This window comes from Hafnia psychrotolerans (assembly GCF_014639435.1).
GTDB classification, from domain to species: domain Bacteria; phylum Pseudomonadota; class Gammaproteobacteria; order Enterobacterales; family Enterobacteriaceae; genus Ewingella; species Ewingella psychrotolerans.
Map to the genome: position 1 here is coordinate 53,936 of NZ_BMFZ01000007.1, position 24,130 is coordinate 78,065.

The window sequence follows — 24,130 nt, forward strand, 5'->3', positions numbered from 1 at the left end:
ATTAGTAGTGAATTATCGTATTTTTAAAATCGAGTTTATTTTTGAGATGTAAGTATCTACAAGTGGGTACTTCATCTGAAAATATTTTCTTCGAGAGAGGGATGTATTTTTACATAAGCTTGCAGCTAATTTAAAAAGTTTTACCGTTGCAGGAGGGTAATAATAATAGCCATAAATTTTCTTGGTCATTTTCTTAACTTCAATAAAGCAATTTTCTATCATGGGTGAAACTAATTTAGCTATTTCAGCATCATTTTCATGTGTTTTAATGAAATAGAGCATTTTATACATGGCAAAAAGGATATCTTCGATATCTTTATTTTTAATGTTTCTCGTTATACCGGACTCATTAATTCGATAGAAATAGAGTTGCTCATCAATATGGGCGATTTTTTTCGTTTTGAAATATTGAAATGGCGTGAAAATTACGTCTTCGTATCTGCGTCCCTTCACGAACGTATCACCTTTTAATAACTCACGTCTAAATATTCGGCTCCATAAATGCCAGTTAGAGCGTTCAAAAATAGGTTTTAGACAATCAATCTCTGAACTTTTGAAATCATAAGGCGTGCAGCTGATATTCTCGCTGACTTCATCAGTTGGAGGAAACTCGCTAAACTCACGGAAATTAAAGTCAATGATATCAAACTCACCCTTGCGCAGAGAAGGTGCCAGGGTTGAGTAGTAGACAGGACTAAGAATATCATCACCGTCTAAAAAGGTTACATAGATACCGGTCGCTTTTTGCAAGCCAACGTTACGCGTTTCGGCGATACCTTGGTTAACCTGGCTGAAGAAAGAAACGCGTTCGAAATGCTGCTGGCCAAGAAAATTTTCGACCAGCATGTTCGAATTATCATCAGAACCGTCATCGATGATGATCACTTCCACTTCATCATTGATTTGTTCAAATAATGATTGTAAAGCTTCAATAATGAATTTTTCATTATTATGGAATGGAACAATGATCGACAGCAGTGGCTGTTTAGTCTTTTTTATCATACTCATACTGGCTGCCCGCAATCTTACCCTGCGTGGAGACATTTTTACCGATCAAAATGCTGAAAATAACAGCAAGCCCGAATATCCCGGTAGCTTCAGAGCTGAAGAACAGCACATCGCTTAAACCATAGACGATTATAGTCACAGTTATTGCCAGCAGTGCAGTATTTTTTTGCGTTTTTACGGCGAGTAAAAGTAGAGATAAATACAAAGCTAATAGCAGTATTCCCCCCCAAACGCCACGTAGCGAATAGGTATCAACTAACTCATTATGCATATGTACGTTAGCATAAGTCAGTACTCCAGAAAGTAGGGGATACTCAGTCACTATCGCGGTGAGTTCAGCTCCTCGCTGTTCTGCGGATTGACCAAAAATATGTTGATTACCGGTCATTATCCCGGCTTTAAACATCGAGATCCGCGAACCAACAGAGTTTTCCCTTTGAGGCTGTATCTGAGACAGTGTATTCATATCCATTTTGAATGATTCAATACGCTGTTCAATGATATTTTTCAGGAAAAATACGCTAAGTAAAATTAAGACTACTATTGAGAGACAAGAAATATATTTTTGTTTTTTTGTTATATTTTTATCAGCAAGAAACATAATGATGCTAATAACAGGGAATGCAAGGATGGCGGCGCGTGTCTGCGTATAGATTAGCGCAATATAGCTTATCGAAAAGCCTAATATGAACAGGATTATGCGATATTTCTTATTGATATGAAGCAGTGTATAAAGCATTAGCACATCAATAGCGGAAATAATGTATGCAGCCACGGTGGCGCGGTCAAAGTTCAACTCGCTACGGATATCACCTTGCTTAATACTATGATATATAACATATAAATTAACAATCACACCGAGCAGTAATAAAGCCGGTTTAACGAGGCGACTGAAATCAACACGCTCATTAAGTGCAATTAATAGCACGAAACCTGTAGCAATAAGCAATTTACCCGTAACCATAAAAGCACGGTATAGATTGATGTACTCTCCAGGCTGCTTGTAAGCCGCGACCCAAAGAACGCTACCCAGTCCAACGGCAACAAAAAGAAGTGGCGACCAAAGCAAATCCACTCTTCGGGTGTAGTATTTAAAATTAAATATTAATGCAATAAAAGCCAGATAACTGCTAACTAAGAAAACATTGCGGCCCTGACTCCAATTGAAGGAGATAGTAAAAAAACTGATTAAGCACCCGAAATAGATAAGATAGCTAAATACCGGATGGGGCGTTTCTCTTCTAAACATCAATATTCATTCCAGTTAGTTTATTAGGATGCTATATAGCGGGTTAATATTACTTCAAACTGTGCTTTAAACGAGGCGTAATCGAGCGCGTCAGTGGTTAACTTTTGGGCGCTCTCACGCATGCGCTGATAATTATCGTTCTGCATCAGTTGCTCTACCGCGTTTGCGCAATCTATATGGCAAAGCAATTTTGGTTTAACAAGCTTGTCCTGAATAGGGTCATACACATCATAAGGAAAATCGACGTGCACGCCAGTCAGTCTCTCATGTTCCTCTATACTTATTTTTGGTGTTAAGCCTATTCCGCATTCATTATTTTTTACTGCCTCTGGCTGCCCATCAACGAGAGGAAAAATCACGGGTACGCCGTAATAGAGTGATTCGGCACAGGACAAGCCGAAAGGTTCAGTCACTGGCGTGCTCATGTATATATCAGTTCGGTTGAAGAAATCGGCGACATTCTCCTGGAAACCTGTGAATGTCACATGATCAGTCAGCTGTAATTTCTTCGTCAGAGTCTCAAAATACGGTCGGTCGGGACCTTTGCCCGCGATTTCCAACTGGACTTTATGTCCGCGTCTAATCAGTTCCTGCATCATAAGCAGTGAAACGCTAATGCCCTTTAGAGTGACTAACCTTGATGCTGTGCCGATCCTGAGTGTTTCAGGTAGTACTTTCGGTCCAAGGTGAATCCCTGAGGGTGTCAGAATACGATTTGGTAATACTTCGACCAATAAAGGCAGATTGAAGCGAAGTTCCATCACCCTTTTTGAAGCCCATGAAGCCGATATCACGCCATCGAGCATGGAGAAAAAAACCAATGTTTTGCGGTTTTTCGGATAACGCCACGAACACCCGTGGTCATAATAGACCAATTTCCCGCGCGCAGGTTTTGCGGACAAAACGGGCACTAAATCCCAAACAATAATAACGTCTGCGTTGGCTTTTTCGATTTTGCGTTTCAACACAAATTTGCGCAAGAACTGAGGGTAGCGTGTTGGAAAAGCATTTAATATTCGGTTTGCGTAAGTGATTTTTTTACCAGCGAGCTTCTTCTCAATCTCACTGCCGACCTGACTATTAATGCACAGAATCTCATTGAAATTGTCGGTGTCATTATTAACATATTGCAGAAAAAGGCGTTCAACACCGCCCATTTTTTCTAAGTTGATAATATGCAGCTTTTTCATCGAAGTACCCCTTCCATTGCTGCGATGACTGAATCAGGGGAAATGCTGGCCATATTTTTATCATCAGCAGTTAATGATATTTGATTTTTCCCATAACCCCCAATCAAACCCGGGTCGGTGGGGCCGTAGAGTGTGACATTGGGACGGTCGAGGGCTGCCGTGAGATGACTCAGACCGGTATCAACGGAGATAACCGCTTTTGCGCCAGCCAAGATCTCAGCTACCTGCTGCAGGCTGAGTTTCGGCAACACGTCAACATGGTCAAAACCTTCGGCAAGCCTCAGTGCTCGCTGGTATTCATGTTCCGCGCCCCACGGTAATTTAATGATGATATCCCGATTGGCGAGCAATCCAATCAACTCGCGCCAGTGACTTTCTGGCCAGTGCTTGTTGGCGCGGGTTGTGGCATGCAGAAACACCAGATAACGGTTAGCATCAGCGGGCAGGTGAGACAGAAAGCGTGAGGCGATAGCGTAATCGCCCTGTGTTGCGGGTTTTTCGTAGCCAAGACTTTTAGCGAAAAGTTCGCGGGTACGTTCAACCGCATGCTGCATTTTGTCGATGTCATGGCGCTGATTAAAGAACCAGCTGGCGAAAGGCTCCCGCGCGCTTTTTGCATCTTGACCGTGCTTTTTGCCTTTGGCAACGCGGGTGATCAGCGCAGCACTTTTAATCAAGCCTTGTGCATCAATGACTGCGTCATAGGTGCGTAACTGTAATTCTCTTTTAAAATCACAGCGTTGTTGGCGAGTTTCAGAACCAAACCAATTTTTGCGCCAGCGGCGGATAGCTACCGGGATTACGTTGTCTACTGCCGGATGCCAACTGGGGATCTGTGCGAAATTTTCTTCCACCACCCAGTCAAACGAAATACCCGGGATGGCATTCATTGCATCGGTTAAAGCTGGAAGCGTATGCAGAACATCGCCCATTGACGATGTTTTAACGATCAATACCCGCATTACTGCTCCTTTCCTGCAGCCAAAAGTTGTAACAGTTCCTGATAAACCACTTCGGGTTGAATATCGATCAGACTTTGATGGTAGCCCTGTTCGGCATCGCCTTTGCGCACCTTATGATAGCCGCTGATGAGACGAATGACTTTGGCATGCTGGCTCAGTGGCGGTGTAAAGTCAGGGCTGCTTGGCCCGTAAAGCGCCACCAATGGCTTGTTCAATGCGGCCGCAACGTGCATTAAACCTGAATCATTACTGACCACGGCCTGACAAGCGGCAATCAGCACAACAGCCTGATCCAACGAGGTTTTACCGGCCAGATTCATACAAAATCCCTGGGCCTGCTCTGTCAAGGCCAAACGGATATCTTCACCAGCAGGGTGATCTTTTGCCGAGCCGAAAAGCACTATCTGATAACCCGCAGCGATAAGTTGCTTTGCCAGCGTGGCGTAGTGATAGTGTGGCCAGCGCTTGGCCGGGCCGAACTCAGCCCCGGGGCAGAATCCAATCAGCGGACGGTCAATGGAGAGCGCAAAAGATTCCCGCGCTGTTATGGCTTCTGCATTGGTGACCTGCAACTGTGGCCAAAGTAACGGCTGAGGTAAGTCGGCGGCGGATTTTATCTGCTGTGCTGCATAGCCCAACGCCGCATAGCGCTGAACCATCAGTGGGAACGCCTGCTTATCCAATACGCGCAAATCGTTAAGCAAGCCGTAACGCATTTCGCCGCGCCAACCCGTACGCTGAGGAATCTGAGCAAAGAAAGGTACCAGCGCCGACTTGAAAGAGTTCGGCAACACGAAGGCGCGCTGATAATGCTTGTCACGTAATGCAATGCCCAAACGGCGTCGTGCGCCAAGTTCTAGCGCACCATGGCCCAAAGGCATCGGCAACGCATGGCTGACTTCCGGCATTCTTTCAAGCAATGGCCGGCACCACGCCGGCGCCATGACATCAATCTCTGCCGCTGGCTCAATGGCCTTAATGGTCCGATACAGACTTTGCGACATCATCATATCGCCCACCCAAGAAGGGCCAATGACCAGCATTTTCATTCCGTACTCATCCTTCAGCTAACGCTTCAACTTTACTCAACGCGAATTTCATACCGTGCGGTTAAGCCACGCCATGTATTCAGCCACGCCTTCAGCCACGGTTTTGAAAGGTTTGTCATAACCCGCTGCGCGCAGGGCTGTCATGTCAGCCTGCGTAAATGACTGGTAACGGCCTTTCAATTTCTCAGGGAATGGAATGGTTTCGATATGACCTGTTTTGTGATGTTCGATCACGGCTTCAGCGACAGCCTGGAAGGATTCTGAACGGCCCGTCCCACAGTTGAAGATCCCTGACACACCGTTTTGCCAGAACCAAAGGTTTACCGCTGCTACGTCACCGACGTAGATAAAGTCTCTCTTGAAACCTTCACTTCCTGCGAACAGTTTTGGATTCTCGCCAGCATTAATCTGGTTGTTCAGATGGAATGCAACACTCGCCATGCTCCCTTTATGGCCTTCACGTGGACCATACACGTTGAAGTAACGGAAACCACAAATTTGCGACTGTGCCTGCGGCAGAATTTCACGCACGTACTGGTCAAAGAGGAATTTGGAGTAGCCATAAACGTTTAGCGGTTGTTCATATTTACGATCTTCGACAAAGCTGATGCTTTGGCTGCCGTAGGTCGCCGCTGAAGAGGCATAAAGGAAGGGGATCTCACGATCAAGACAGAAATGTAGGATGTCTTTCGAGTACTGATAGTTGTTGTCCATCATGTACTTGCCATCCCATTCAGTCGTGGATGAACAGGCACCTTCATGGAAGATAGCGTCGATTTCGCCAAGGTCATCGCCTGCTACAATGCTGGCAATAAAATCTTCTTTGTCGCAGTAATCGGCAATATCCAGATCGACCAGATTGACAAACTTGGTGCCGTCTTTCAGGTTATCAACCACTAAAATATCGCGGTATCCCATATTATTAAGCGATTTAATAATATTGCTGCCGATAAAACCGGCGCCACCAGTGACGATTATCATGGGACTCACCTTTAATCATTTAGAAAGCCACGCACCATGCGTGGCTTATACAGTTGGCAATATCATAACACTTCATAATGCGCGCCACAGTGGGAAGCTATCCGATAAGTCGCATTCTTGTGTATCAAGACCTAAGGCGTGAACTATGCTACAAAACGGAGATATTTTGACAGCTTCACTCGTTATTCATTATGCAGGTTAGTAATGTGTCCAATGAATGAGTCATTTTCAGGAGATAACGTTATGTCCGCTTCGTTTTATCGCCAGTTGGAAGAAGATCTCGATCAGGCACGTGCTGATGGTCTGTTTAAAGAAGAGCGAATCCTGACTTCCGCTCAGCAGGCTAAAATCACTGTGGCAGGAGGCAAACCGGTCATCAATTTTTGCGCTAACAATTACCTCGGTTTAGCCAACCATCCGGAACTGATCGACGCAGCTAAAGCTGGGCTGGACAGCCACGGTTTCGGTATGGCTTCGGTGCGTTTTATCTGCGGTACCCAGGATACACACAAAGAGCTGGAAAGCCGTCTGGCAGATTTCCTGTGCATGGATGATGCAATCCTTTATTCCTCCTGTTTTGACGCTAACGGTGGGCTGTTTGAGACGTTACTCGGTGCCGAAGATGCCATTATTTCTGATGCGCTCAATCATGCATCGATTATCGATGGTGTCCGTCTGTGTAAAGCCAAACGCTATCGTTACGCTAATAACAACATGGCTGAACTCGAAGCCTGTTTAGAAAAGGCCAAAGCCGAAGGCGCTCGACATATTCTTGTGGCCACCGATGGCGTATTTTCAATGGATGGTGTGATCGCCAATCTGGGTGGCATTTGCGATCTGGCAGAACGTTTCGACGCGCTGGTAATGGTAGATGATTCCCACGCCGTCGGTTTTGTTGGTGAGCACGGTCGCGGAACGCACGAATATTGCGACGTGATCGGGCGGGTAGATATCATCACTGGCACACTCGGTAAAGCGCTGGGTGGTGCATCCGGTGGCTATACTGCCGCGCGTAAAGAAGTCATTGATTGGCTGCGGCAGCGCTCCCGACCTTATTTGTTCTCCAACTCCCTCGCACCGTCTATTGTTGCCGCCTCACTGAAAGTCCTGTCGATGCTGGAAGAGGGCAGCGAATTGCGTCAGCGTCTGATGAATAACGCGAAGTTGTTCCGTGAAAAAATGACTGTCGCTGGCTTTACTTTGGCAGGTGCCGATCACGCGATTATTCCGGTGATGCTGGGCGAGGCCAAACTGGCACAGGAGTTTGCTTCGGCGCTTCAGCATGAAGGTATTTACGTCACCGGTTTCTTCTTCCCCGTGGTGCCAAAAGGTCAGGCGCGCATCCGCACCCAAATGTCTGCCGCGCACAGCGTCGAACAAATTGAACAAGCGGTGGATGCCTTCACTCGTATCGGTAAAAAGCTTGGCGTCATCGCCTGAGGAAGCCGTATGAAAGCGTTAGCAAAGTTAAAGCGTGAAGAAGGTATCTGGATGACCGATGCGCCAGTACCGGAGCTTGGCCATAATGATCTGCTGATTAAAATCCGTAAAACCGCCATTTGTGGCACCGACGTACATATCTATAACTGGGATGAATGGTCGCAAAAAACCATTCCGGTTCCGATGGTGGTTGGGCATGAATATGTCGGTGAAGTCGTCGGAATTGGCCTGGAAGTTAAAGGCTTTACCCTGAGGGATCGCGTTTCCGGTGAAGGGCATATTACCTGTGGGCACTGCCGCAACTGCCGTGGCGGGCGCACGCATCTGTGCCGTAATACTCAGGGCGTCGGGGTTAATCGCCCAGGTGCTTTTGCCGAATATCTGGTACTGCCAGCCTTTAACGCTTTCAAAATCCCAGACAATATTTCCGACGATCTGGCGGCGATTTTCGACCCGCTGGGCAATGCAGTGCATACCGCGCTCTCCTTTGATTTAGTCGGTGAAGATGTGCTGGTATGCGGCGCCGGGCCGATTGGTATTATGGCGGCCGCGATTTGCAAACACGTCGGTGCACGGCATGTGGTTATTACTGACATGAATGAGTACCGGCTGGATCTGGCGCGCAAAATGGGTGTCACCCGCGCGGTTAATGTGAAGAACGAAAGCCTGGACGAAGTGATGGCGGAACTGGAAATGACCGAAGGATTTGATGTGGGGCTGGAAATGTCCGGCGCACCGCCTGCTTTCCGTTCCATGCTCAATGCCATGAACCACGGCGGCCGAATTGCGCTGCTGGGTATTCCGCCGTCTGATATGTCAATCGACTGGAATCAAGTAATCTTCAAGGGGCTGTTTATCAAAGGGATTTATGGTCGTGAGATGTTTGAAACCTGGTACAAAATGGCGGCGCTGATCCAATCCGGTTTGGATCTCACACCGCTTATCACTCACCACTTCCCGATCGACGATTTCCAGAAAGGCTTTGACGCGATGCGTTCCGGGCAGTCAGGTAAAGTGATCCTCGACTGGTCGTAACGCTTTTTTCCGCCCTATATTCGCTTAGGGCTTTTTCGCAAACCAGGTGTTCCAGGTGCGTTCGACGAAGCTAACCGCAGGCAATTGTGTGATGCTTTCACCCAGGATTTTAAACATCACGCCTGCGTAAACCGGTGGGACAGGTTGTTTTACTGAGCACAGGCGTACGCCTTTAAACGCCGTTTTCACCGGGATGGTTTTGGTGGGCGCTTTACCTGCAGGTGCGCTGCGCGTAGGTTCATTTAGCAGGTCGCTGGGGCGAACCAGTACGATGTCAGATGGTAGGTTGGGCAGCATCTGTTGCAAGACCCGCACTGTAGTGGGATGTGGATGGCCGATAGCGATGGCATAGCCATTACGGCGTGCCAGTTGAATAGCCCGCTCGAACTGATGGCGGATCTCCGCTTCATTCTGCACATCGTCTAAAAAGACGTTGCGTTTAATGACCCGAACTCGTGTTCCTGCCGCCGCCTGCACTGACTTGGTATTGCCAATTGTCATGCTGTCGAGGAAAAATAGATTGTGGGCGTTCATCGCCTGCATCACATTTTCCATACCCGGGAGACTGGACGTCATGGCGCTGCCCATATGATTGTTGATGCCCACGGCGTAAGGCACGCTAGCGATAGCCTTATCGACAATACGTTTGACTTCTTCGCGGCTCATCGACGGCGTTAACGTATCTTTTTCCAGTGGCTGTTTACTCAGCGGCGCCATTGGCAGGTGGATCAGAATTTCACGGCCTTGCTGATGGGCTTTTTCCATCATTACACGCGTATCCGGGGCATTAGGGAAAATCGCAATGGAGACAGCCTTGGGCATCTGCAAAACCTGATTTTCGTTATGCTGCCGATAACCAAAATCATCAATAAGAATGGCTAACTTGGCGGCCTGCACCTGGCAAGCAAACAGAGCGGTGCTACAGAGTGCGGCTAAAACGGACTTTTTATATCTCAACGCTATCTTCCCAACCACGGCTGTGGGTTAACGGCCTGGCCCTGACGACGAATTTCGAAATACAGCGATGGCTGACCTTGACCGCCGCTGGTACCCACTAATGCAATGGCTTGACCCGATTTGACCTGGTCACCCACATTCACGAGTGCGCTTTGGTTGTAACCATAAAGGCTCATATCACCTTTGCCGTGCTCAATGACCACTACCAGACCATAGCCTTGCAACCAGTCGGCCAGTAGAACGCGGCCATCGGCAATGGCTTTAACCTCGCTGCCTTCACGGGCAGAAATCACGATGCCTTTCCAGCGTAGCTCACCCTGCAACTCTTCCCCAAAGCGGTGCAGAACGGCACCTCGGACTGGCCATATGTCCTGACCCGTCGGCCGACCAAGTCCTCCGGTGCGTGATACCAGCGCCTGTTCGCCTTGCGTCGGTTTATAGGTTGAGCCCTTCTTCTTCGCCTGCTGTTCTTTAGCGCGAATGGCTGCGGCTTCTTTGGCCTCTTTCTCTGCTCGGGCGCGGGCTGCACGCTCGGCTGCGGCAATTTTGTCACGCAGACGTGTTTCGTTGGCGCGCAGCTCCACCAGTTTTTGTTCATCTTTTTGCAATGAACTTTCCAGTGCGATCAGGGTGTTTTTTCTGGCTACACGGGCCTGTTCCAGTTTCTGCTGTTGGCTTTGTTGTTCACTGAGCACACGTTTCTGCTGAGTTTGTTTTGACTGTAGTGTTACCCGCTGAGAGGCAAGATCTGACCGTGTTTGCTTAAGGTCTTCGATAGATTTCTGGCGCGCTTCGTTGAAATAACCGAAATAGGCCAGGATCCGCTCGCTGCGCTCGCTCTCTTCACCACTGAGGAGTAATTGCAAACCATTGTGCTGACCAATGCGAAAGGCGGCATCCAGTTGCTTCGCCAGAATGGCTTCCTGATTTTTTTGTTGTTTTTGTAGTTTGTCTATCGAGGCGTTCAAACCGGAAATATCTTTACTGAGTAAGGATAAGGTTGACTGGGTATCGCGTAATCCGCGGCTGGCCGAGGCAATAATTTTTTCCTGGGCTTGAAGCTGGTCTTGCAATGAACTGCGTTGCTGTTTCTGCTGCTTAACGCTCTTTTCTTTTTCGGCAATACTTTGCTGGAGTGTTTTCAGCTGATCTTTACTGTCATCAGCATGGGCAGCAAAGGGAGGAACGAGCAACGAAACGCAGAACAAAAGCGTAGATGCCGGGATCCCCTTGTCTTTGACAAAAAGGCGGTTTTTCATTGCGCTGAACTTGATGAATTTGCTCAAACTTTTTCCTGCTCGCCGACCGTGGATGATAGACAATCTGGCTACCCTTCGGGTTATCGTACCATTAATCAATCAGCTGATGCACAAACAAAAAAGGCGTCTCAGCCTCAACTGATACGCCTTTAAAAGATAAATTATCGTGTTTTTATTCAACGATAAATAACGGCCTTCCGCTCATTTCCTGCGGGATTTCCATACCCATCAACGACAACATGGTCGGTGCAATATCAGAAAGCTTGCCGCCTTCTACCGCCAGAGCATGACCACCGATGTAAATCAGCGGTACTGGCAGACTGGTGTGCGCGGTGTGTGCCTGACCGGTGACCGGATCACTCATTTGTTCAGCATTACCGTGATCGGCTGTGATAAGCAGTTGGCCGCCCACTTGTTTTACTGCATCAACAACCTGAGCGATACAGGCATCCAGCGTCTCAACCGCTTTAACCGCCGCGTCGTAAATACCGGTATGACCGACCATATCGCCATTCGGGTAGTTACAAATGATGGTGTCATATTTTCCGCTGGCGATGGCACCAAGCAGTTTGTCGGTCAATTCTGCGGAGCTCATTTCTGGCTGCAGATCATAGGTCGCGACGTTCGGTGATTTAATCAGAATGCGGTCTTCGCCAGTGAACGGTTGTTCCATACCCCCGTTAAAGAAGAAGGTAACATGGGCATATTTCTCGGTTTCAGAAATACGCAGTTGGGTTTTGTCGTGTGCCATTAGCCACTCGCCCAACGTGTTTTTCAGCGACGCCGGTGGGTAAGCACAGGCAGCATCGATGTCGGCAGCATATTCGGTCAGCATCACGAAATCGCCGAAATTAATCACTTTTTCACGGGTAAAACCTTCGAAATCCGGGCTAATGAAGGCACGAGTGATTTCACGAGCGCGGTCAGCGCGGAAGTTCATGAAGATCATCGCATCGCCATCATTGAGTGCGGCATCCGCTTCGCCTGCTTTGCGCACAACGGTTGGTTTGACAAATTCATCATTCTCATCACGCGCATAGGCAGCCTGTAAACCGGCTACGGCGTTGTCTGCAGTGAAGGCACCTTTAGACTGCGTCATCAGGTCGTAGGCCAACTGTACGCGATCCCAGCGGTTGTCACGGTCCATGGCGTAGTAACGGCCAATGATTGACGCAATACGGCCAGTACCGATTTGCGTGAATTTTTCACTGAAGCGTTTTAAGGCCGCTTCAGCACTGCGCGGTGGTGTGTCGCGGCCATCAAGGAATGCGTGCAAATAAATCGCTTTTGCACCCCGGCGATGTGCCATGTCGACCATTGCCATGATGTGATCTTCGTGGCTATGAACACCGCCAGCAGAGAGCAGCCCCATAATATGTACCGCTTTGTCGGCATTGACGGCGCTGTCCACGGCGGCTGCCAGCACGGCATTCTCGAAGAAGTCACCCTCTTTGATTTCTTTATCGAGGCGAGTCAGATCCTGATAAACGATACGGCCTGCGCCCAGATTGACGTGACCGACTTCTGAGTTTCCCATCTGACCGTCCGGTAAGCCAACATCCAAACCTGAAGCGGCGATTAGAGTATGTGGGTAAGTTTCCCACAGGTTGTCCATCACCGGGGTTTTTGCATTTAGAATGGCGTTATCCTGTTGCTCTTCGCGATGGCCGTAGCCGTCCAGAATGACCAGTACCATGGGTTTTTTGTTGCTCGACATGTCTAATGACCTCGTTGAAAAGTAAATGCGAAATAGGCTCGCTGGTTACCGGGATTCGCCTCCGGGAGAGGGTGCCAGCGCGGCTATTTCCACTTTTGACGTGGGATTTTACCTTAGTGGGCAAAGACAAATAGCCATGAGAGATCAAAGATGACGCAATGTTTGGATTAACTTTCAGCATAAATGCGTGTTAGTTTTTCGGGGTATGCCGCAGTTTGTGGCATTAGGCGGTGCTTACTGGCTGTATTTGCCGCAGCGCGCAGGTATACTCTCAAGCCTTGAATTTTCCCCCAACAGACGGGAGTTGCTACACCCCATGCAAGATATTATGCCGTTCATTAGTGCACATCCGGTTCTCAGCCTCGCGTGGGTTGCATTACTGATTGCAGTGATTGTGACCACTTTTAAGACGCGTTTTTCTAAAGTAAAAGAGATCTCCCGTGGTGAAGCGACCCGCCTGATCAACAAAGAAGACGCTGTAGTGGTTGACGTGCGTGCACGTGATGAATTCCGTAAAGGTCATATCTCCACATCGTTAAACGTGTTGAGTACTGATATCAAGAACAACAACTTAGGCGAACTCACTAAGCATAAAGCTCAGCCGGTGATCGTCGTTTGTGCCAATGGCACTTCTTCGCGCTCTGCGGGGGAAGGCTTGATCGGTGCTGGCTTCGAGCGTGTCTATACTCTGAAAGATGGAATCTCAGGCTGGAGTGGTGAAAACCTGCCTTTAGCGCGCGGTAAATAATTGCCGGGCATGATAAGCAACACCAAAATCGACGTTATTAGAGGCGGCATCCGTGGCTAAAATTGAAATCTACACCAAAGCAACTTGTCCTTATTGCCATCGTGCGAAAGCTTTGCTCAATAGCAAAGGCGCAACATTTGATGAGATTGCCATTGATGGTGATGCGGATAAACGTGAAAAAATGATCGTACGTAGCGGCCGTTCTACCGTACCTCAGATTTTTATCGGCGGGCAGCACATTGGTGGCTGCGACGATTTACATGCACTTGATGCGCAAGGCGGGCTGGATCCGTTGCTGTAAGCGACATTCTGCTGCTGTGCATTTTCATTAAGTGTTTAAAAGGACTGTTAACTTAAGGGTACTACTCACATGTCAGAACAAAACAACACCGAGATGGTTTTCCAGATCCAGCGTATCTATACCAAAGATATTTCCTTCGAAGCGCCAAATGCGCCTCAGGTTTTCCAGCAAGACTGGCAACCAGAAGTTAAACTTGATCTTGATACAGCGTCCAGCAAATTGGCTGATGACGTCTATGAAGTCGTATTGCGCGTTACCGTAACTTCTTCACTGGGCGATGAGACTGCGTTCCTGTGTGAAGTTCAGCAAGGCGGGATTTTCTCCATCTCTGGTATTGACGGGAATCAACTGGCGCATTGTTTGGGGGCGTACTGTCCAAACATTCTGTTCCCTTATGCTCGTGAGTGCATTACCAGCCTGGTATCCCGCGGTACTTTCCCGCAGCTCAATCTGGCACCCGTTAACTTTGATTCGCTGTTCATGAATTATCTGCAACAGCAGGTTGATGCCGAAGGTGCAGAACCACATCAGGATGCCTGATGAAAACCGTCAATGCTTCAATGACTGTGATCGGTGCCGGTTCTTACGGCACCGCTTTAGCAATAACCCTTGCCAGAAATGGCCATAACGTCGTGCTCTGGGGTCATAACGCTGAAAACATCAGTACGTTACAGGCCGCTCGCTGCAATCAGGCATTTTTGCCCGACGTTCCCTTCCCCGACAGCCTATTGCTTGAAACAGATCTTTCTGTTGCTTTGGCCGCCAGCCGGAATGTACTGGTAGTGGTACCCAGCCACGTCTTTGGCGATGTATTGCGACAGATTAAACCCCATCTGCGTGCGGATGCCCGCATTGTATGGGCTACCAAAGGCCTGGAAGCTGAAACTGGCCGTCTGTTGCAGGATGTCGCCCGTGAAGCGCTGGGCGAAAGTATTCCTCTTGCGGTGGTTTCCGGCCCTACTTTTGCCAAAGAACTGGCTGCAGGTATGCCAACGGCCATTGCTCTGGCTTCAACCGATACTGAATTTGCCGAAGATCTGCAGCAACTGCTGCACTGCGGTAAAAGCTTCCGGGTATACAGCAATCCCGATTTCATCGGCGTGCAGCTGGGTGGCGCGGTGAAAAACGTTATCGCTATTGGTGCAGGTATGTCTGATGGGATAGGTTTTGGGGCCAATGCCCGCACTGCCTTGATCACTCGCGGTCTGGCTGAAATGAGCCGACTGGGTTCCGCGCTGGGTGCCGATCCTTCCACTTTTATGGGCATGGCGGGGCTGGGTGATTTGGTGTTAACCTGCACTGATAACCAATCTCGTAATCGTCGGTTTGGTATTATGCTCGGTCAGGGGATGGACGTGCAGGGCGCGCAGGATAAGATTGGTCAGGTGGTCGAAGGCTACCGTAATACCAAAGAAGTTCGGGCATTGGCGCAGCGCTATCAGGTTGAAATGCCAATTTCTGAGCAGATCTATCAAGTCCTGTATTGTCAGAAGGATGCCCGCGAAGCGGCGATCAGTTTACTGGCCCGTACCAGTAAAGACGAAAAAAGCAGTCACTGAGCTTGTGCTGAGTTATAGCCGCTCTATTGGCAGCCCGATAGAGCGGCTTTTTATTACCCAATCGCTTCATACTTTATTTGCTTGTAAGGAATAGTGATGTCGTTAGAAGAGCTAGAACTGGTCTGGAAAAACATTAAATCAGAGGCGAGAGCGCTGGCTGAGTGTGAACCTATGCTGGCGAGCTTTTTTCATGCGACATTGCTCAAGCATGAAAACCTCGACAGTGCACTAAGCTATATTCTGGCAAATAAGCTCGGTAGCCCGATTATGCCTGCCATTGCCATCCGTGAAGTGGTCGAAGAAGCCTACCGCAACGATGCACAGATGACGCTTTCTGCCGCTCGTGACATTTTGGCCGTGCATCAGCGAGATGCTGCGGTGGATAAATACTCCACACCTTTACTGTATCTGAAAGGCTTTCACGCCTTGCAGGCTTACCGTATCGGTAACTGGCTGTGGAAACAGGATCGTCAGGCACTGGCGATCTACTTCCAGAATCAGATCTCTGTGACATTTGGCGTTGATATTCATCCTGCTGCGCGTATTGGTTGTGGCATCATGCTTGATCACGCAACGGGGATTGTGATTGGCGAAACGGCAGTCGTTGAAAACGACGTGTCCATTTTGCAGTCTGTCACGCTGGGGGGTACTGGAAAAACCTGCGGAGATCGCCATCCAAAAATTCGTGAAGGCGTAATGATTGGTGCGGGCGCGAAAATTCTTGGCAACATTGAAGTGGGCGTAGGGGCAAAAATTGGTGCCGGTTCAGTTGTGCTCCAATCCGTTCCGGCGCATACCACCGCGGCGGGTGTTCCGGCACGTATCGTCGGCCGGCCGGAAAGTGAAAGGCCTTCCATGGATATGGATCAGCACTTCAACGGTATCGCAGAGGGTTTTGAATTCGGCGATGGGATTTGAGACTGACAGTGGCATGTATCTACATGCCATTTCTTAATTAATATTTGGCGCAACAGAGCGGTTTACGCTGTGATCACCGCGCCTGGATAACCCAATTGCCGCCAGGCTTCGTATACCACCACGGAAACCGCGTTGGACAAATTCATGCTGCGGCTTTCGGGTTGCATCGGAATACGAATTTTTTGCTCGGCGGGCAGATTGTCCAGAATGTTCGCCGGTAATCCGCGAGTCTCCGGGCCAAATAACAAAAAATCCCCTTGCTGATAACTGACTGCGCTGTGCGCTGGTGTGCCTTTAGTGGTCACGGCAAAGATGCGCTGCGGATTTTCACTGGCAAGAAAAGCATCGTAGTTAGCGTGATGCCTGATACTCGCGAATTCATGGTAATCCAGGCCAGCACGACGCAGCTTTTTGTCGTCCCAACCAAAACCGAGCGGTTTGATCAGATGTAGCTGGAAGCCGGTATTGGCACACAGGCGAATAATGTTGCCCGTGTTTGGTGGGATTTCCGGTTCAAAAAGTACGATATTAAGCATGCGCCCCCCTTTAAGAGGGACGCAGGATAGCAGAATCTCAGCGCTGATGCAGCGGTAGCCACATGATAAGCCGCAGACCACCCAACGGGCTGTCTTCTGCTTTCACCCAACCACGATGCTGCTGAACAGCAGTATCGACAATCGCCAGCCCGAGCCCAGTGCCGCCAGACTCGCGATCGCGTGCTTCGTCAGTCCGGTAGAAAGGACGGAAAATCTGTTCCCGGTCGGTTTCACTGACGCCGGGACCATCGTCATCCACCGTGATAGTGATACCTTCGTTGTCACAATCAAAGTTCAGCGCAATGTGTGTGTTGGAGTAACGCAGAGCATTACGTACGATATTTTCCAGTGCGCTGTCGAGTGCTGCCGGGTTGCCGAACAGTTTCCATGGACCTGGTGGCGTCGGAACTTCCAGCGTTTTCCCCATCTGTTCGGCTTCGAACTGCGCATTGTCGATAACATCTTCCCACAGCTCATTGGCCTTCAGTATTTCACGCGCTAACTCGTTTTTATGCTGGCTACGAGACAGGACCAGGAGGTCATTGATCATGCTGTCGAGGCGCTGCGCTTCCATCTCAATGCGTTGCAACTCCTTGCCTTCACCATGACGGCGCCGCATCAGCGCGGTGGCTAATTGCAGGCGTGTCAGTGGCGTTCTTAACTCGTGTGAGATGTCTGATATCAGGCGCTGTTGCGCGTTTACCATGCGTTCCAGTGCGCTGACCATCTGGTTAAAACTCGCCCCGGTCGCGAGGAATTCCTGCGGCCCAGCTTCCAATTCTGGATGCTGTTTAAGATTGCCGCGCGCAACGTCATCCGCGGCGTTTTTCAACTTACGGGCTGGTTTCGCCAGGCTCCATGCGAGCCAAAGCAGCAGCGGTGAGCTGATTAACATGGTGACAATAAGCAGCAGTAATGGACGGTCAAACATCAGATTAATGAAGTCTGATTGTGGACTGCTGGCTGGCCTTAATAAATAAAGCTGATAGTTATCTTCGCCGTCACGTACAGAAAAAGGACCGACCATCTCGACGCGGCCATATTTTTTCTTTTTGGGATGATCTGAATTGTCCGACTGACCAATAAAGTTACGGACAATCTGCATTTCATTACGCTGCGCACCAATCACCCGGCCTTCGCTGGTGACCAATAGCAGACGCTGGCCAGGCGGCGCCCATTTATCAATGGCACGAAATAACCTGCGCCACCACATCAGATCGTTGGCCGGATCGCCTGCCAGTTCCGCTTCTACATGCTGCTCTATCATCAGACCTTGCCGCTGTTCGTTGTCGAGCAGCGGAGTTAACTGGCGTGTATCAAGTTTTGGCACCATTAAGACCAGCATTAGTACCAAGGCAACGGTAAACCAGAAAATGGCAAAGATGCGGGCCGTCAGGCTGTTGATCATGTAATGGATACCATCAGATACCCACGACCTCGAAGGGTTTTAAACCATGGGTGCCCATCCAACCGATCGGGAAGCTTTCGGCGAAGATTTGAAATATGCATATCAATGGCGCGGTCAAATGGCGTCAGGCGTTTCCCCAGGACTTCTTGGCTGAGGTGTTCACGCGATACTACCTGCCCTAAATGTTTCGCCAGTAGATATAATAAGGTAAATTCTGTCCCGGTTAGATCCAAGGCAGCGCCACCAAAACTGGCCTCCTGGCGGCCTGGATTGAGTTGTAATCCGTCCACTTCCAGCGTAGGGGAACCGTTACTTTCGCCTACCTGTTGTTGCTCGGTCCAGTTTGAGCGGCGCAGCATAGCGCGTATGCGTGCGACAAGTTCACGATCGTTAAAGGGTTTGGCGAGATAGTCATCTGCACCCAGTTCGAGACCCAACACGCGATCCAGCTCGCTTCCGCGCGCTGTCAGCATAATCACCGGCGTCTGATGACGTTGGCGTAATTCTTTAAGGGTTTCAATGCCATTTTTCTTCGGCATCATGACATCGAGGAGCAATAAATCGATGCTATTATCCAGCTTTTCCAATGCCTGCTCACCATCGTAAGCAACCACTACATTGAAGCCTTCCATTTCGAGCAATTCTTTCAAAAGTGAAGTCAGTTCACGGTCGTCATCAACCAACAGAATTTTATTCATTGTATTTACCTCTAGACGCAAAATACGTTATCAATTGCCGCTATTCCATGACTTTACGTACTTTTACAAGCACTGACGCTTGTTTGCAGCGGCAGGTTTAGACTGCTTTTCAATGATTCGCGATAAGCGATAAAGATTATAGGAGTTAGTGATGTCTAAGGTAGCTGCATTAGTTACGGCCTCGATGCTGACACTGAGTTCAGGTGTTGTTTTAGCGGATACAGCTAACGTCATGCCTGTGGCCCCTTCAGCTCACGACACCAACATGCTGAACAAGCCTCAGGAACGCAACACTATGTTCGATGGCGTGAATCTCACTGAGCAACAACGTCAGCAGATGCGTGACCTTATGCATCAGGCCCGCAAACACTTACCTCATATCAACGTCGATCAGTTGGAAACCATGCATAAACTGGTCACCGCTGAGAATTTTGATCAGAAAGCTGTTAGGGCACAAGCCGAAGTGATGGCGCAGGAGCAGGTAGATCGCCAGGTTGAAATGGCCCGCATCCGTAACCAAATGTTCAATCTTCTCAGCCCTGAACAGAAAGAAACATTAAACCAGAAACATCAGCAACGCATGCAAGAAATGCAGCAACAGATGGCTGGTTTACAACCTACTTCTGCCCAGAAGCCAAGCAGTATGATGACCCAGTAATACCCCTATCTTTTCATGTCATAGTCACCATCCCTGTCTTCCCCACCTTAAGGTGGGGCTTTTTTTGCCTAATCAATAAGCCAAGACAGGTGTGGTAACGCAGGAGTTACTGCTTCTTTTAATGTCGTTCAATTTAATGACACTTATCTTTTATTATCAGCCAGATGAATTCATCAACAATGATACTCTTAGGATAGACGTTTCTGCGGACGCCGTTTTTAGCTTTCCTGCTTCTTTTAGCTTTCACGATTGCTCACTACAGTTAAAACCGGTTTTGATGCGGACGGTATCGCCGCCAACGGTCAGAAAACCCGTGAACGTACCAGGGAAATATGTTGTAAAAACAGTGCGAATCAGTAAATTGCCCAAAGGTTGTCAACGCAAGCACATTCTTGCTGACTTGAATCAATTCAGCTGTGGTGTTTTGTTATACTATTAGCATCAAACGTTATTAGCCAATGAGTCGTATGATTTTGGGTATTGATATCCGGCCAATAGGCATGCTCAAGAATTTTTAAGAAATTGCATCTACAAGTTCAGAGGTGGTCATGATTAAAAAAATCGGTGTACTGACAAGTGGCGGCGATGCGCCAGGCATGAATGCCGCCATTCGTGGTGTTGTACGCGCAGCTTTATCAGCGGAATTGGAAGTTTTCGGTATTGAAGATGGCTACCTTGGCTTGTATGAAAACCGCATGAAGAAATTGGATCGCTACAGCGTCTCGGACATGATTAACCGTGGCGGTACTTTCCTGGGTTCTGCGCGTTTTCCTGAGTTTCGTGATCCGGAAAAACGTAGAGTCGCGCTGCAGAATATGAAGGATCGTGGTATTGATGGCTTGGTGGTTATTGGTGGTGACGGCTCTTATGCTGGTGCCGATCTGCTGACCAAAGAAGGTGGCATTCACTGTATCGGTTTACCGGGTACTATCGATAACGATGTCGCAGGAACCGACTACACGATTGGTTTTTTCACCGCATTGGGCACTGTAGTTGAAGCTATTGACCGCTTACGTGATACTTCCTCTTCACACCAGCGTATATCTATCGTTGAAGTGATGGGCCGTTATTGCGGTGATTTAACCTTGGCTGCTGCCATTGCTGGTGGTTGCGAGTTTATCGCTATTCCTGAAGTTGAATTCAAACGTGATGATCTGGTTGCTGAAATAAAGGCCGGCATTGCGAAAGGTAAAAAGCACGCCATCGTAGCCATCACTGAAAAGCTGGATGATATCGATGAGCTTGCCAAATACATTGAGAAAGAAACATGCCGCGAAACGCGTGGTACTGTTTTGGGCCACATACAGCGTGGCGGTGCACCCGTTGCCTATGACCGTATTTTAGCTTCCCGCATGGGGGCTTATGCTGTTGACCTGCTTTTGCAGGAAGATCGTGATTATTCCCAAGGTGGCTTCTGCGTGGGTGTAAAAAACGAAAAAATGGTACATGAATTAATCTCTATTTGTATTTCGCCAGAGAATAAGAAAAGTAAATTTAAAGAAGATTGGTATGACACGGCAAAAAAACTGTTCTAAAACAGTTTTTCGCTTGAGTACGATAGCCTCCGTAGTGGAGGCTTTTTTATGAGCATTATTCCTTTATTTCCGAATGGAATAGCAAAACACCTTTTAATCTTTAATTGTTCACTTTTTCTCTGGCAGGCTCTATCAATCTAATTCGACCCATCAAAGTGGTTGAATCTATTTCTGGGAGAAAGTGCGATGAGTAAATGGGGGATAGGTCTGGCGTTACTGCTGGTGGCAACAGGAGCCATTGCCAAAGATATTCAAATACTGAACGTGTCATATGATCCGACGCGTGAGCTTTATGAACAATACAACAAAGCCTTCAGTAAGTACTGGCAGGCTAAAACCGGCGATACCGTTACTGTCCGTCAATCTCATGGCGGTTCAGGCAAGCAGGCAACGTCTGTCATTAACGGCATTGAAGCCGATGTAGTGACGCTGGCACTGGCCTATGATATTGATGCTATTGCCCAGCGTGGCCGCATTGATAAACAGTGGATCAAACGCCTTCCCGATAACTCTGCGCCCTACACCTCCACCATCGTTTTCCTGGTGAGGAAAGGCAACCCTAAACAAATTCACGACTGGAATGATCTGGTCAAACCGGGCATCTCTGTCATTACACCTAACCCTAAAACCTCTGGTGGGGCTCGCTGGAACTACCTGGCCGCCTGGGGCTACGCGTTGCATCACAACAATAATGACAAAGCGAAAGCGCAGGCGTTTGTTAAAGCCTTATATAAATACGTAGAAGTGCTGGATTCCGGTGCTCGTGGCGCAACCAACACTTTTGTTGAACGTGGCATTGGTGACGTGCTGATTGCCTGGGAAAATGAAGCATTACTGGCCACTAAAGAGGTGGGCAAAGATAAATTCGAGGTGATCACACCGAGTGAGTCTATCCTGGCTGAGCCTACGGTTTCGGTGGTTGATAGAGTTGTCGATAAACGCGGTACCCGTGAAGTCGCTAACGCCTATCTGAAGTATCTTTATTCACCTGAAGGCCAGACGATTGCGGCAGAGAATTACTATCGTCCGCGTGATGCTGCCGTAGAGAAAAAATTCGATGCTGAGTTCCCGAAACTGAAGCTGTTCACTATCGCGCAAGTTGCCGGTTCCTGGACTGAAGCGCAGAAAGAACACTTTGCGACCGGCGGTATCTTTGACCAAATCAGTAAGCGTTAATCACCTCTGTCATTCTTGACACTGCATCTGTGTTGGTGGTGCTCTCTTACCCGAATCACTTATTTAGGCCATGAATTTAGGCAATAAAAAACCCGACATTTTCTATGACAGAAAGTCGGGTTTTTTATTGGAGCGCTAAAGCAAAACTTATGCTTTTTTCGCTTCAGCTGCGGCTTTAACGATCGCCGCGAAAGCGTCAGCTTTCAGGGATGCACCGCCAACCAGCGCGCCATCGATATCAGGCTGAGCAAACAGTTCGGCTGCATTTTTATCGTTCACAGAACCACCGTATTGAATAATCACTTGTTGAGCGATTTCAGCATCTTTCTTAGCAATATGATCACGAATGAATTTGTGAACTGCCTGTGCCTGAGCTGGAGTCGCAGACTTGCCGGTACCGATAGCCCAAACTGGCTCGTATGCGACGACTACGCCTTTGAATGCTTCAGCACCCAGGGTATTCAACACGGCATCGAGTTGTTTCGCACAAACGGCTTCCGTTTTGCCAGCTTCGTTTTCTGCATCAGTTTCACCGATGCACAGAACCGGGATCAGACCTGCTGTTTTCAGTACGCCGAATTTCTTCGCAATAAACTCATCACTCTCTTTATGATAAGTGCGGCGTTCTGAGTGACCGATGATGATGTATTTCGCACCGATATCTTTGAGCATATCGGCAGAAATTTCACCGGTGAAAGCACCGGACAGGTTGGTATCAACATTTTGTGCACCTAAGGCAATACGGCTGCCTGCCAGCGCATGTTTAGCCTGCGAAAGATAAACTTCTGGTGGTGCGATAGCAACGCCACAACCTTCAACGGTGCTTAGCTCGGTGCGCAATGCAGCGATCAGTTCGTTAACCATATGGGTACTACCGTTCAGCTTCCAGTTACCCATCACTAATGGATGTCGCATGTTTTTTCCTCCAAAAGGGGACGCGAGTGTCGATTAAAATTTCTGCCAAACAAGCAGATTACCTGCCCAACAGTATAGAGATGATTGGTGCTAAAGGCTTTGCTTTTTGTCATTAAATGCCATCATGCGGGCCTCAGGAAAGCGCTAATTTTACCGGTTCGACCGCAAAGGTCAGCCCTTTCTCGCCGTTATCGGAAATGACATAACGGATAGCTCCCAGCGGTTGCTGATAAAACTGCTGACCCTTGCCTTTTTCAATTAGTGCATTCACTTTCGCCACGCTTTGTTCCACCGATAATGTGCCTTCGAACTGTCGCATCAAATTGGCCATATAACTGATCGCCAAAGTGCGGGCCGCTTTTTCTTCCGCTCCCTGAATAGGCAAATAGGTGATTTGCAGCGTTTTGATTTTGCCTGTGCCTTTCTCCAGCGCGGTCGAGGCGTAGAGATTCTCGTTAATCTTGCTGGCTGCCCGGGTCAACATCTCATTGGGGGATTTATCACTAATGGCGCGAAATTCGCCGATCTGCTGGGTCGGATTATCTGCGTTGTACTTCTCGCGAAAATTCACCAGTGTCATTTCAAACGTAGGGGCACCGACGAGTAAATAAGGTGCTTTCGGCATCTCTTCCACTGTCCGGTGATCAACCGGTGCTTCGGCGCGGGCCATGCTCAGACCAGAAAGTAGAAGCAGCGCGGGTAGGGCCAGACGTATAAGGAATTTTGCAGTCATAACGTTGTTCTTGTGTTGATACGATAGTCGATTAAAGCGGGGAACAGGGGGCAATGTCAAAAGGAGTACATAAATGTTGCCTTCTCGCCATCGGCCTG

General features: G+C 48.5%; 24 protein-coding genes. 10 read left to right on the forward strand and 14 right to left on the reverse strand.

Features of this window, described 5'->3' with window-relative positions; all coding sequences use genetic code 11:
- Positions 1-12: 12 nt before the first annotated feature.
- The 6 genes from IEV89_RS13540 to rfaD are packed head-to-tail and all read right to left on the reverse strand — an operon-like array spanning position 13 to position 6,439.
- A complete protein-coding gene (locus IEV89_RS13540; protein ID WP_229746480.1) occupies positions 13-1,008 on the reverse strand; it encodes a glycosyltransferase in 996 nt (331 codons plus the stop codon).
- The gene (locus IEV89_RS13545; protein ID WP_229746481.1) at positions 986-2,257 is read right to left on the reverse strand and encodes an O-antigen ligase family protein; all 1,272 of its coding nucleotides are present in this window, start codon (positions 2,255-2,257) and stop codon (positions 986-988) included. The genes IEV89_RS13540 and IEV89_RS13545 overlap by 23 nt, the downstream gene beginning before the upstream one ends.
- Positions 2,258-2,280: 23 nt before the next feature.
- Positions 2,281-3,447 carry a glycosyltransferase gene (locus IEV89_RS13550; protein WP_188474057.1) on the reverse strand — a complete coding sequence of 389 codons (1,167 nt, stop codon included), beginning with the start codon at positions 3,445-3,447 and terminating at the stop codon, positions 2,281-2,283.
- A complete protein-coding gene (rfaC, locus tag IEV89_RS13555; RefSeq protein WP_188474058.1) occupies positions 3,444-4,409 on the reverse strand; it encodes a lipopolysaccharide heptosyltransferase RfaC in 966 nt (321 codons plus the stop codon). Before rfaC ends, IEV89_RS13550 begins: the two co-directional genes overlap by 4 nt.
- A complete protein-coding gene (rfaF, locus tag IEV89_RS13560) occupies positions 4,409-5,458 on the reverse strand; it encodes an ADP-heptose--LPS heptosyltransferase RfaF (protein ID WP_188474059.1) in 1,050 nt (349 codons plus the stop codon). Before rfaF ends, rfaC begins: the two co-directional genes overlap by 1 nt.
- 48 nt (positions 5,459-5,506) lie before the next feature.
- Positions 5,507-6,439 carry an ADP-glyceromanno-heptose 6-epimerase gene (gene rfaD, locus IEV89_RS13565; RefSeq protein WP_188474060.1) on the reverse strand — a complete coding sequence of 311 codons (933 nt, stop codon included), beginning with the start codon at positions 6,437-6,439 and terminating at the stop codon, positions 5,507-5,509.
- A 243-nt stretch (positions 6,440-6,682) separates the two neighbouring features.
- Between rfaD and IEV89_RS13570 the strand changes: the two genes are divergently transcribed.
- Together IEV89_RS13570 and tdh are read left to right on the forward strand one after the other, a co-directional pair.
- Positions 6,683-7,879 (forward strand): glycine C-acetyltransferase, encoded by a 1,197-nt coding sequence (locus IEV89_RS13570; RefSeq protein WP_188474061.1) that lies wholly within the window; start codon positions 6,683-6,685, stop codon positions 7,877-7,879.
- 9 nt (positions 7,880-7,888) lie between these two features.
- Complete coding sequence (gene tdh / locus IEV89_RS13575; protein WP_188474062.1) at positions 7,889-8,914, forward strand: L-threonine 3-dehydrogenase; 1,026 nt, start codon at positions 7,889-7,891, stop codon at positions 8,912-8,914.
- Between the two features lie 24 nt (positions 8,915-8,938).
- On the opposite strand, the gene IEV89_RS13580 is transcribed toward tdh, so the two are convergent.
- The 3 genes from IEV89_RS13580 to gpmM all read right to left on the reverse strand — a co-directional run bounded on the left by IEV89_RS13580 (position 8,939) and on the right by gpmM (position 12,847).
- A complete protein-coding gene (locus IEV89_RS13580) occupies positions 8,939-9,871 on the reverse strand; it encodes a divergent polysaccharide deacetylase family protein (protein ID WP_188474063.1) in 933 nt (310 codons plus the stop codon).
- Between the two features lie 2 nt (positions 9,872-9,873).
- Positions 9,874-11,130, reverse strand: a complete 1,257-nt coding sequence (gene envC / locus IEV89_RS13585) for a murein hydrolase activator EnvC (RefSeq protein WP_188474250.1) — start codon at positions 11,128-11,130, stop codon at positions 9,874-9,876.
- Between the two features lie 172 nt (positions 11,131-11,302).
- Positions 11,303-12,847: a 2,3-bisphosphoglycerate-independent phosphoglycerate mutase gene (gene gpmM / locus IEV89_RS13590; protein WP_188474064.1), complete on the reverse strand. Its 1,545-nt coding sequence runs from the start codon at positions 12,845-12,847 to the stop codon at positions 11,303-11,305.
- Between the two features lie 316 nt (positions 12,848-13,163).
- Here gpmM and IEV89_RS13595 point away from each other — a divergent pair, with 316 nt between their 5' ends.
- From IEV89_RS13595 to cysE, 5 genes are all read left to right on the forward strand, one after another.
- The gene (locus IEV89_RS13595; protein ID WP_188474065.1) at positions 13,164-13,595 is read left to right on the forward strand and encodes a rhodanese-like domain-containing protein; all 432 of its coding nucleotides are present in this window, start codon (positions 13,164-13,166) and stop codon (positions 13,593-13,595) included.
- Positions 13,596-13,647: 52 nt separating this feature from the next.
- Complete coding sequence (grxC, locus tag IEV89_RS13600) at positions 13,648-13,896, forward strand: glutaredoxin 3 (protein ID WP_188474066.1); 249 nt, start codon at positions 13,648-13,650, stop codon at positions 13,894-13,896.
- 69 nt (positions 13,897-13,965) lie between these two features.
- Positions 13,966-14,436: a protein-export chaperone SecB gene (gene secB, locus IEV89_RS13605; RefSeq protein ID WP_188474067.1), complete on the forward strand. Its 471-nt coding sequence runs from the start codon at positions 13,966-13,968 to the stop codon at positions 14,434-14,436.
- Positions 14,436-15,455 (forward strand): NAD(P)H-dependent glycerol-3-phosphate dehydrogenase, encoded by a 1,020-nt coding sequence (gene gpsA, locus IEV89_RS13610; protein ID WP_188474068.1) that lies wholly within the window; start codon positions 14,436-14,438, stop codon positions 15,453-15,455. The genes secB and gpsA overlap by 1 nt, the downstream gene beginning before the upstream one ends.
- 96 nt (positions 15,456-15,551) lie before the next feature.
- Positions 15,552-16,373 (forward strand): serine O-acetyltransferase, encoded by an 822-nt coding sequence (gene cysE / locus IEV89_RS13615; protein WP_188474069.1) that lies wholly within the window; start codon positions 15,552-15,554, stop codon positions 16,371-16,373.
- A 62-nt stretch (positions 16,374-16,435) separates the two neighbouring features.
- On the opposite strand, the gene trmL is transcribed toward cysE, so the two are convergent.
- The 3 genes from trmL to cpxR are packed head-to-tail and all read right to left on the reverse strand — an operon-like array spanning position 16,436 to position 19,015.
- Positions 16,436-16,909 carry a tRNA (uridine(34)/cytosine(34)/5-carboxymethylaminomethyluridine(34)-2'-O)-methyltransferase TrmL gene (gene trmL, locus IEV89_RS13620; protein WP_188474070.1) on the reverse strand — a complete coding sequence of 158 codons (474 nt, stop codon included), beginning with the start codon at positions 16,907-16,909 and terminating at the stop codon, positions 16,436-16,438.
- Positions 16,910-16,946: 37 nt separating this feature from the next.
- On the reverse strand, positions 16,947-18,317 hold the full coding sequence (cpxA, locus tag IEV89_RS13625; protein WP_188474071.1) for an envelope stress sensor histidine kinase CpxA: 1,371 nt from the start codon (positions 18,315-18,317) through the stop codon (positions 16,947-16,949).
- Positions 18,314-19,015, reverse strand: coding sequence for an envelope stress response regulator transcription factor CpxR (gene cpxR, locus IEV89_RS13630; RefSeq protein WP_188474072.1), 702 nt, complete (start codon positions 19,013-19,015; stop codon positions 18,314-18,316). Before cpxR ends, cpxA begins: the two co-directional genes overlap by 4 nt.
- A 151-nt stretch (positions 19,016-19,166) precedes the next feature.
- Between cpxR and cpxP the strand changes: the two genes are divergently transcribed.
- The 3 genes from cpxP to IEV89_RS13645 all read left to right on the forward strand — a co-directional run bounded on the left by cpxP (position 19,167) and on the right by IEV89_RS13645 (position 22,384).
- The gene (gene cpxP, locus IEV89_RS13635) at positions 19,167-19,673 is read left to right on the forward strand and encodes a cell-envelope stress modulator CpxP (RefSeq protein WP_188474073.1); all 507 of its coding nucleotides are present in this window, start codon (positions 19,167-19,169) and stop codon (positions 19,671-19,673) included.
- 548 nt (positions 19,674-20,221) lie between these two features.
- On the forward strand, positions 20,222-21,208 hold the full coding sequence (gene pfkA / locus IEV89_RS13640; RefSeq protein ID WP_188474074.1) for a 6-phosphofructokinase: 987 nt from the start codon (positions 20,222-20,224) through the stop codon (positions 21,206-21,208).
- Positions 21,209-21,394: 186 nt separating this feature from the next.
- Complete coding sequence (locus tag IEV89_RS13645) at positions 21,395-22,384, forward strand: sulfate ABC transporter substrate-binding protein (protein ID WP_188474075.1); 990 nt, start codon at positions 21,395-21,397, stop codon at positions 22,382-22,384.
- A 147-nt stretch (positions 22,385-22,531) separates the two neighbouring features.
- Here IEV89_RS13645 and tpiA read toward each other — a convergent pair whose 3' ends face one another.
- Positions 22,532-23,299 (reverse strand): triose-phosphate isomerase, encoded by a 768-nt coding sequence (gene tpiA, locus IEV89_RS13650; RefSeq protein ID WP_188474076.1) that lies wholly within the window; start codon positions 23,297-23,299, stop codon positions 22,532-22,534.
- Between the two features lie 133 nt (positions 23,300-23,432).
- Entirely contained in the window at positions 23,433-24,032 is a 600-nt protein-coding gene (locus IEV89_RS13655; RefSeq protein WP_188474077.1) for a DUF1454 family protein, read from the reverse strand.
- Positions 24,033-24,130: the final 98 nt, after the last annotated feature.

Coding starts and splice junctions, on each gene's coding strand:
- trmL (WP_188474070.1), bottom strand. CDS start 16,909: ATGCTTAATATCGTACTTTTTGAACCGGAAATCCCACCAAACACGGGC.
- IEV89_RS13545 (WP_229746481.1), bottom strand. CDS start 2,257: ATGTTTAGAAGAGAAACGCCCCATCCGGTATTTAGCTATCTTATCTAT.
- cysE (WP_188474069.1), top strand. CDS start 15,552: ATGTCGTTAGAAGAGCTAGAACTGGTCTGGAAAAACATTAAATCAGAG.
- IEV89_RS13570 (WP_188474061.1), top strand. CDS start 6,683: ATGTCCGCTTCGTTTTATCGCCAGTTGGAAGAAGATCTCGATCAGGCA.
- rfaC (WP_188474058.1), bottom strand. CDS start 4,409: ATGCGGGTATTGATCGTTAAAACATCGTCAATGGGCGATGTTCTGCAT.
- secB (WP_188474067.1), top strand. CDS start 13,966: ATGTCAGAACAAAACAACACCGAGATGGTTTTCCAGATCCAGCGTATC.
- IEV89_RS13550 (WP_188474057.1), bottom strand. CDS start 3,447: ATGAAAAAGCTGCATATTATCAACTTAGAAAAAATGGGCGGTGTTGAA.
- tpiA (WP_188474076.1), bottom strand. CDS start 23,299: ATGCGACATCCATTAGTGATGGGTAACTGGAAGCTGAACGGTAGTACC.
- tdh (WP_188474062.1), top strand. CDS start 7,889: ATGAAAGCGTTAGCAAAGTTAAAGCGTGAAGAAGGTATCTGGATGACC.
- cpxP (WP_188474073.1), top strand. CDS start 19,167: ATGTCTAAGGTAGCTGCATTAGTTACGGCCTCGATGCTGACACTGAGT.
- IEV89_RS13595 (WP_188474065.1), top strand. CDS start 13,164: ATGCAAGATATTATGCCGTTCATTAGTGCACATCCGGTTCTCAGCCTC.
- pfkA (WP_188474074.1), top strand. CDS start 20,222: ATGATTAAAAAAATCGGTGTACTGACAAGTGGCGGCGATGCGCCAGGC.
- rfaD (WP_188474060.1), bottom strand. CDS start 6,439: ATGATAATCGTCACTGGTGGCGCCGGTTTTATCGGCAGCAATATTATT.
- IEV89_RS13645 (WP_188474075.1), top strand. CDS start 21,395: ATGAGTAAATGGGGGATAGGTCTGGCGTTACTGCTGGTGGCAACAGGA.
- gpmM (WP_188474064.1), bottom strand. CDS start 12,847: ATGTCGAGCAACAAAAAACCCATGGTACTGGTCATTCTGGACGGCTAC.
- envC (WP_188474250.1), bottom strand. CDS start 11,130: ATGAAAAACCGCCTTTTTGTCAAAGACAAGGGGATCCCGGCATCTACG.
- cpxA (WP_188474071.1), bottom strand. CDS start 18,317: ATGATCAACAGCCTGACGGCCCGCATCTTTGCCATTTTCTGGTTTACC.
- rfaF (WP_188474059.1), bottom strand. CDS start 5,458: ATGAAAATGCTGGTCATTGGCCCTTCTTGGGTGGGCGATATGATGATG.
- cpxR (WP_188474072.1), bottom strand. CDS start 19,015: ATGAATAAAATTCTGTTGGTTGATGACGACCGTGAACTGACTTCACTT.
- IEV89_RS13540 (WP_229746480.1), bottom strand. CDS start 1,008: ATGAGTATGATAAAAAAGACTAAACAGCCACTGCTGTCGATCATTGTT.
- gpsA (WP_188474068.1), top strand. CDS start 14,436: ATGAAAACCGTCAATGCTTCAATGACTGTGATCGGTGCCGGTTCTTAC.
- IEV89_RS13655 (WP_188474077.1), bottom strand. CDS start 24,032: ATGACTGCAAAATTCCTTATACGTCTGGCCCTACCCGCGCTGCTTCTA.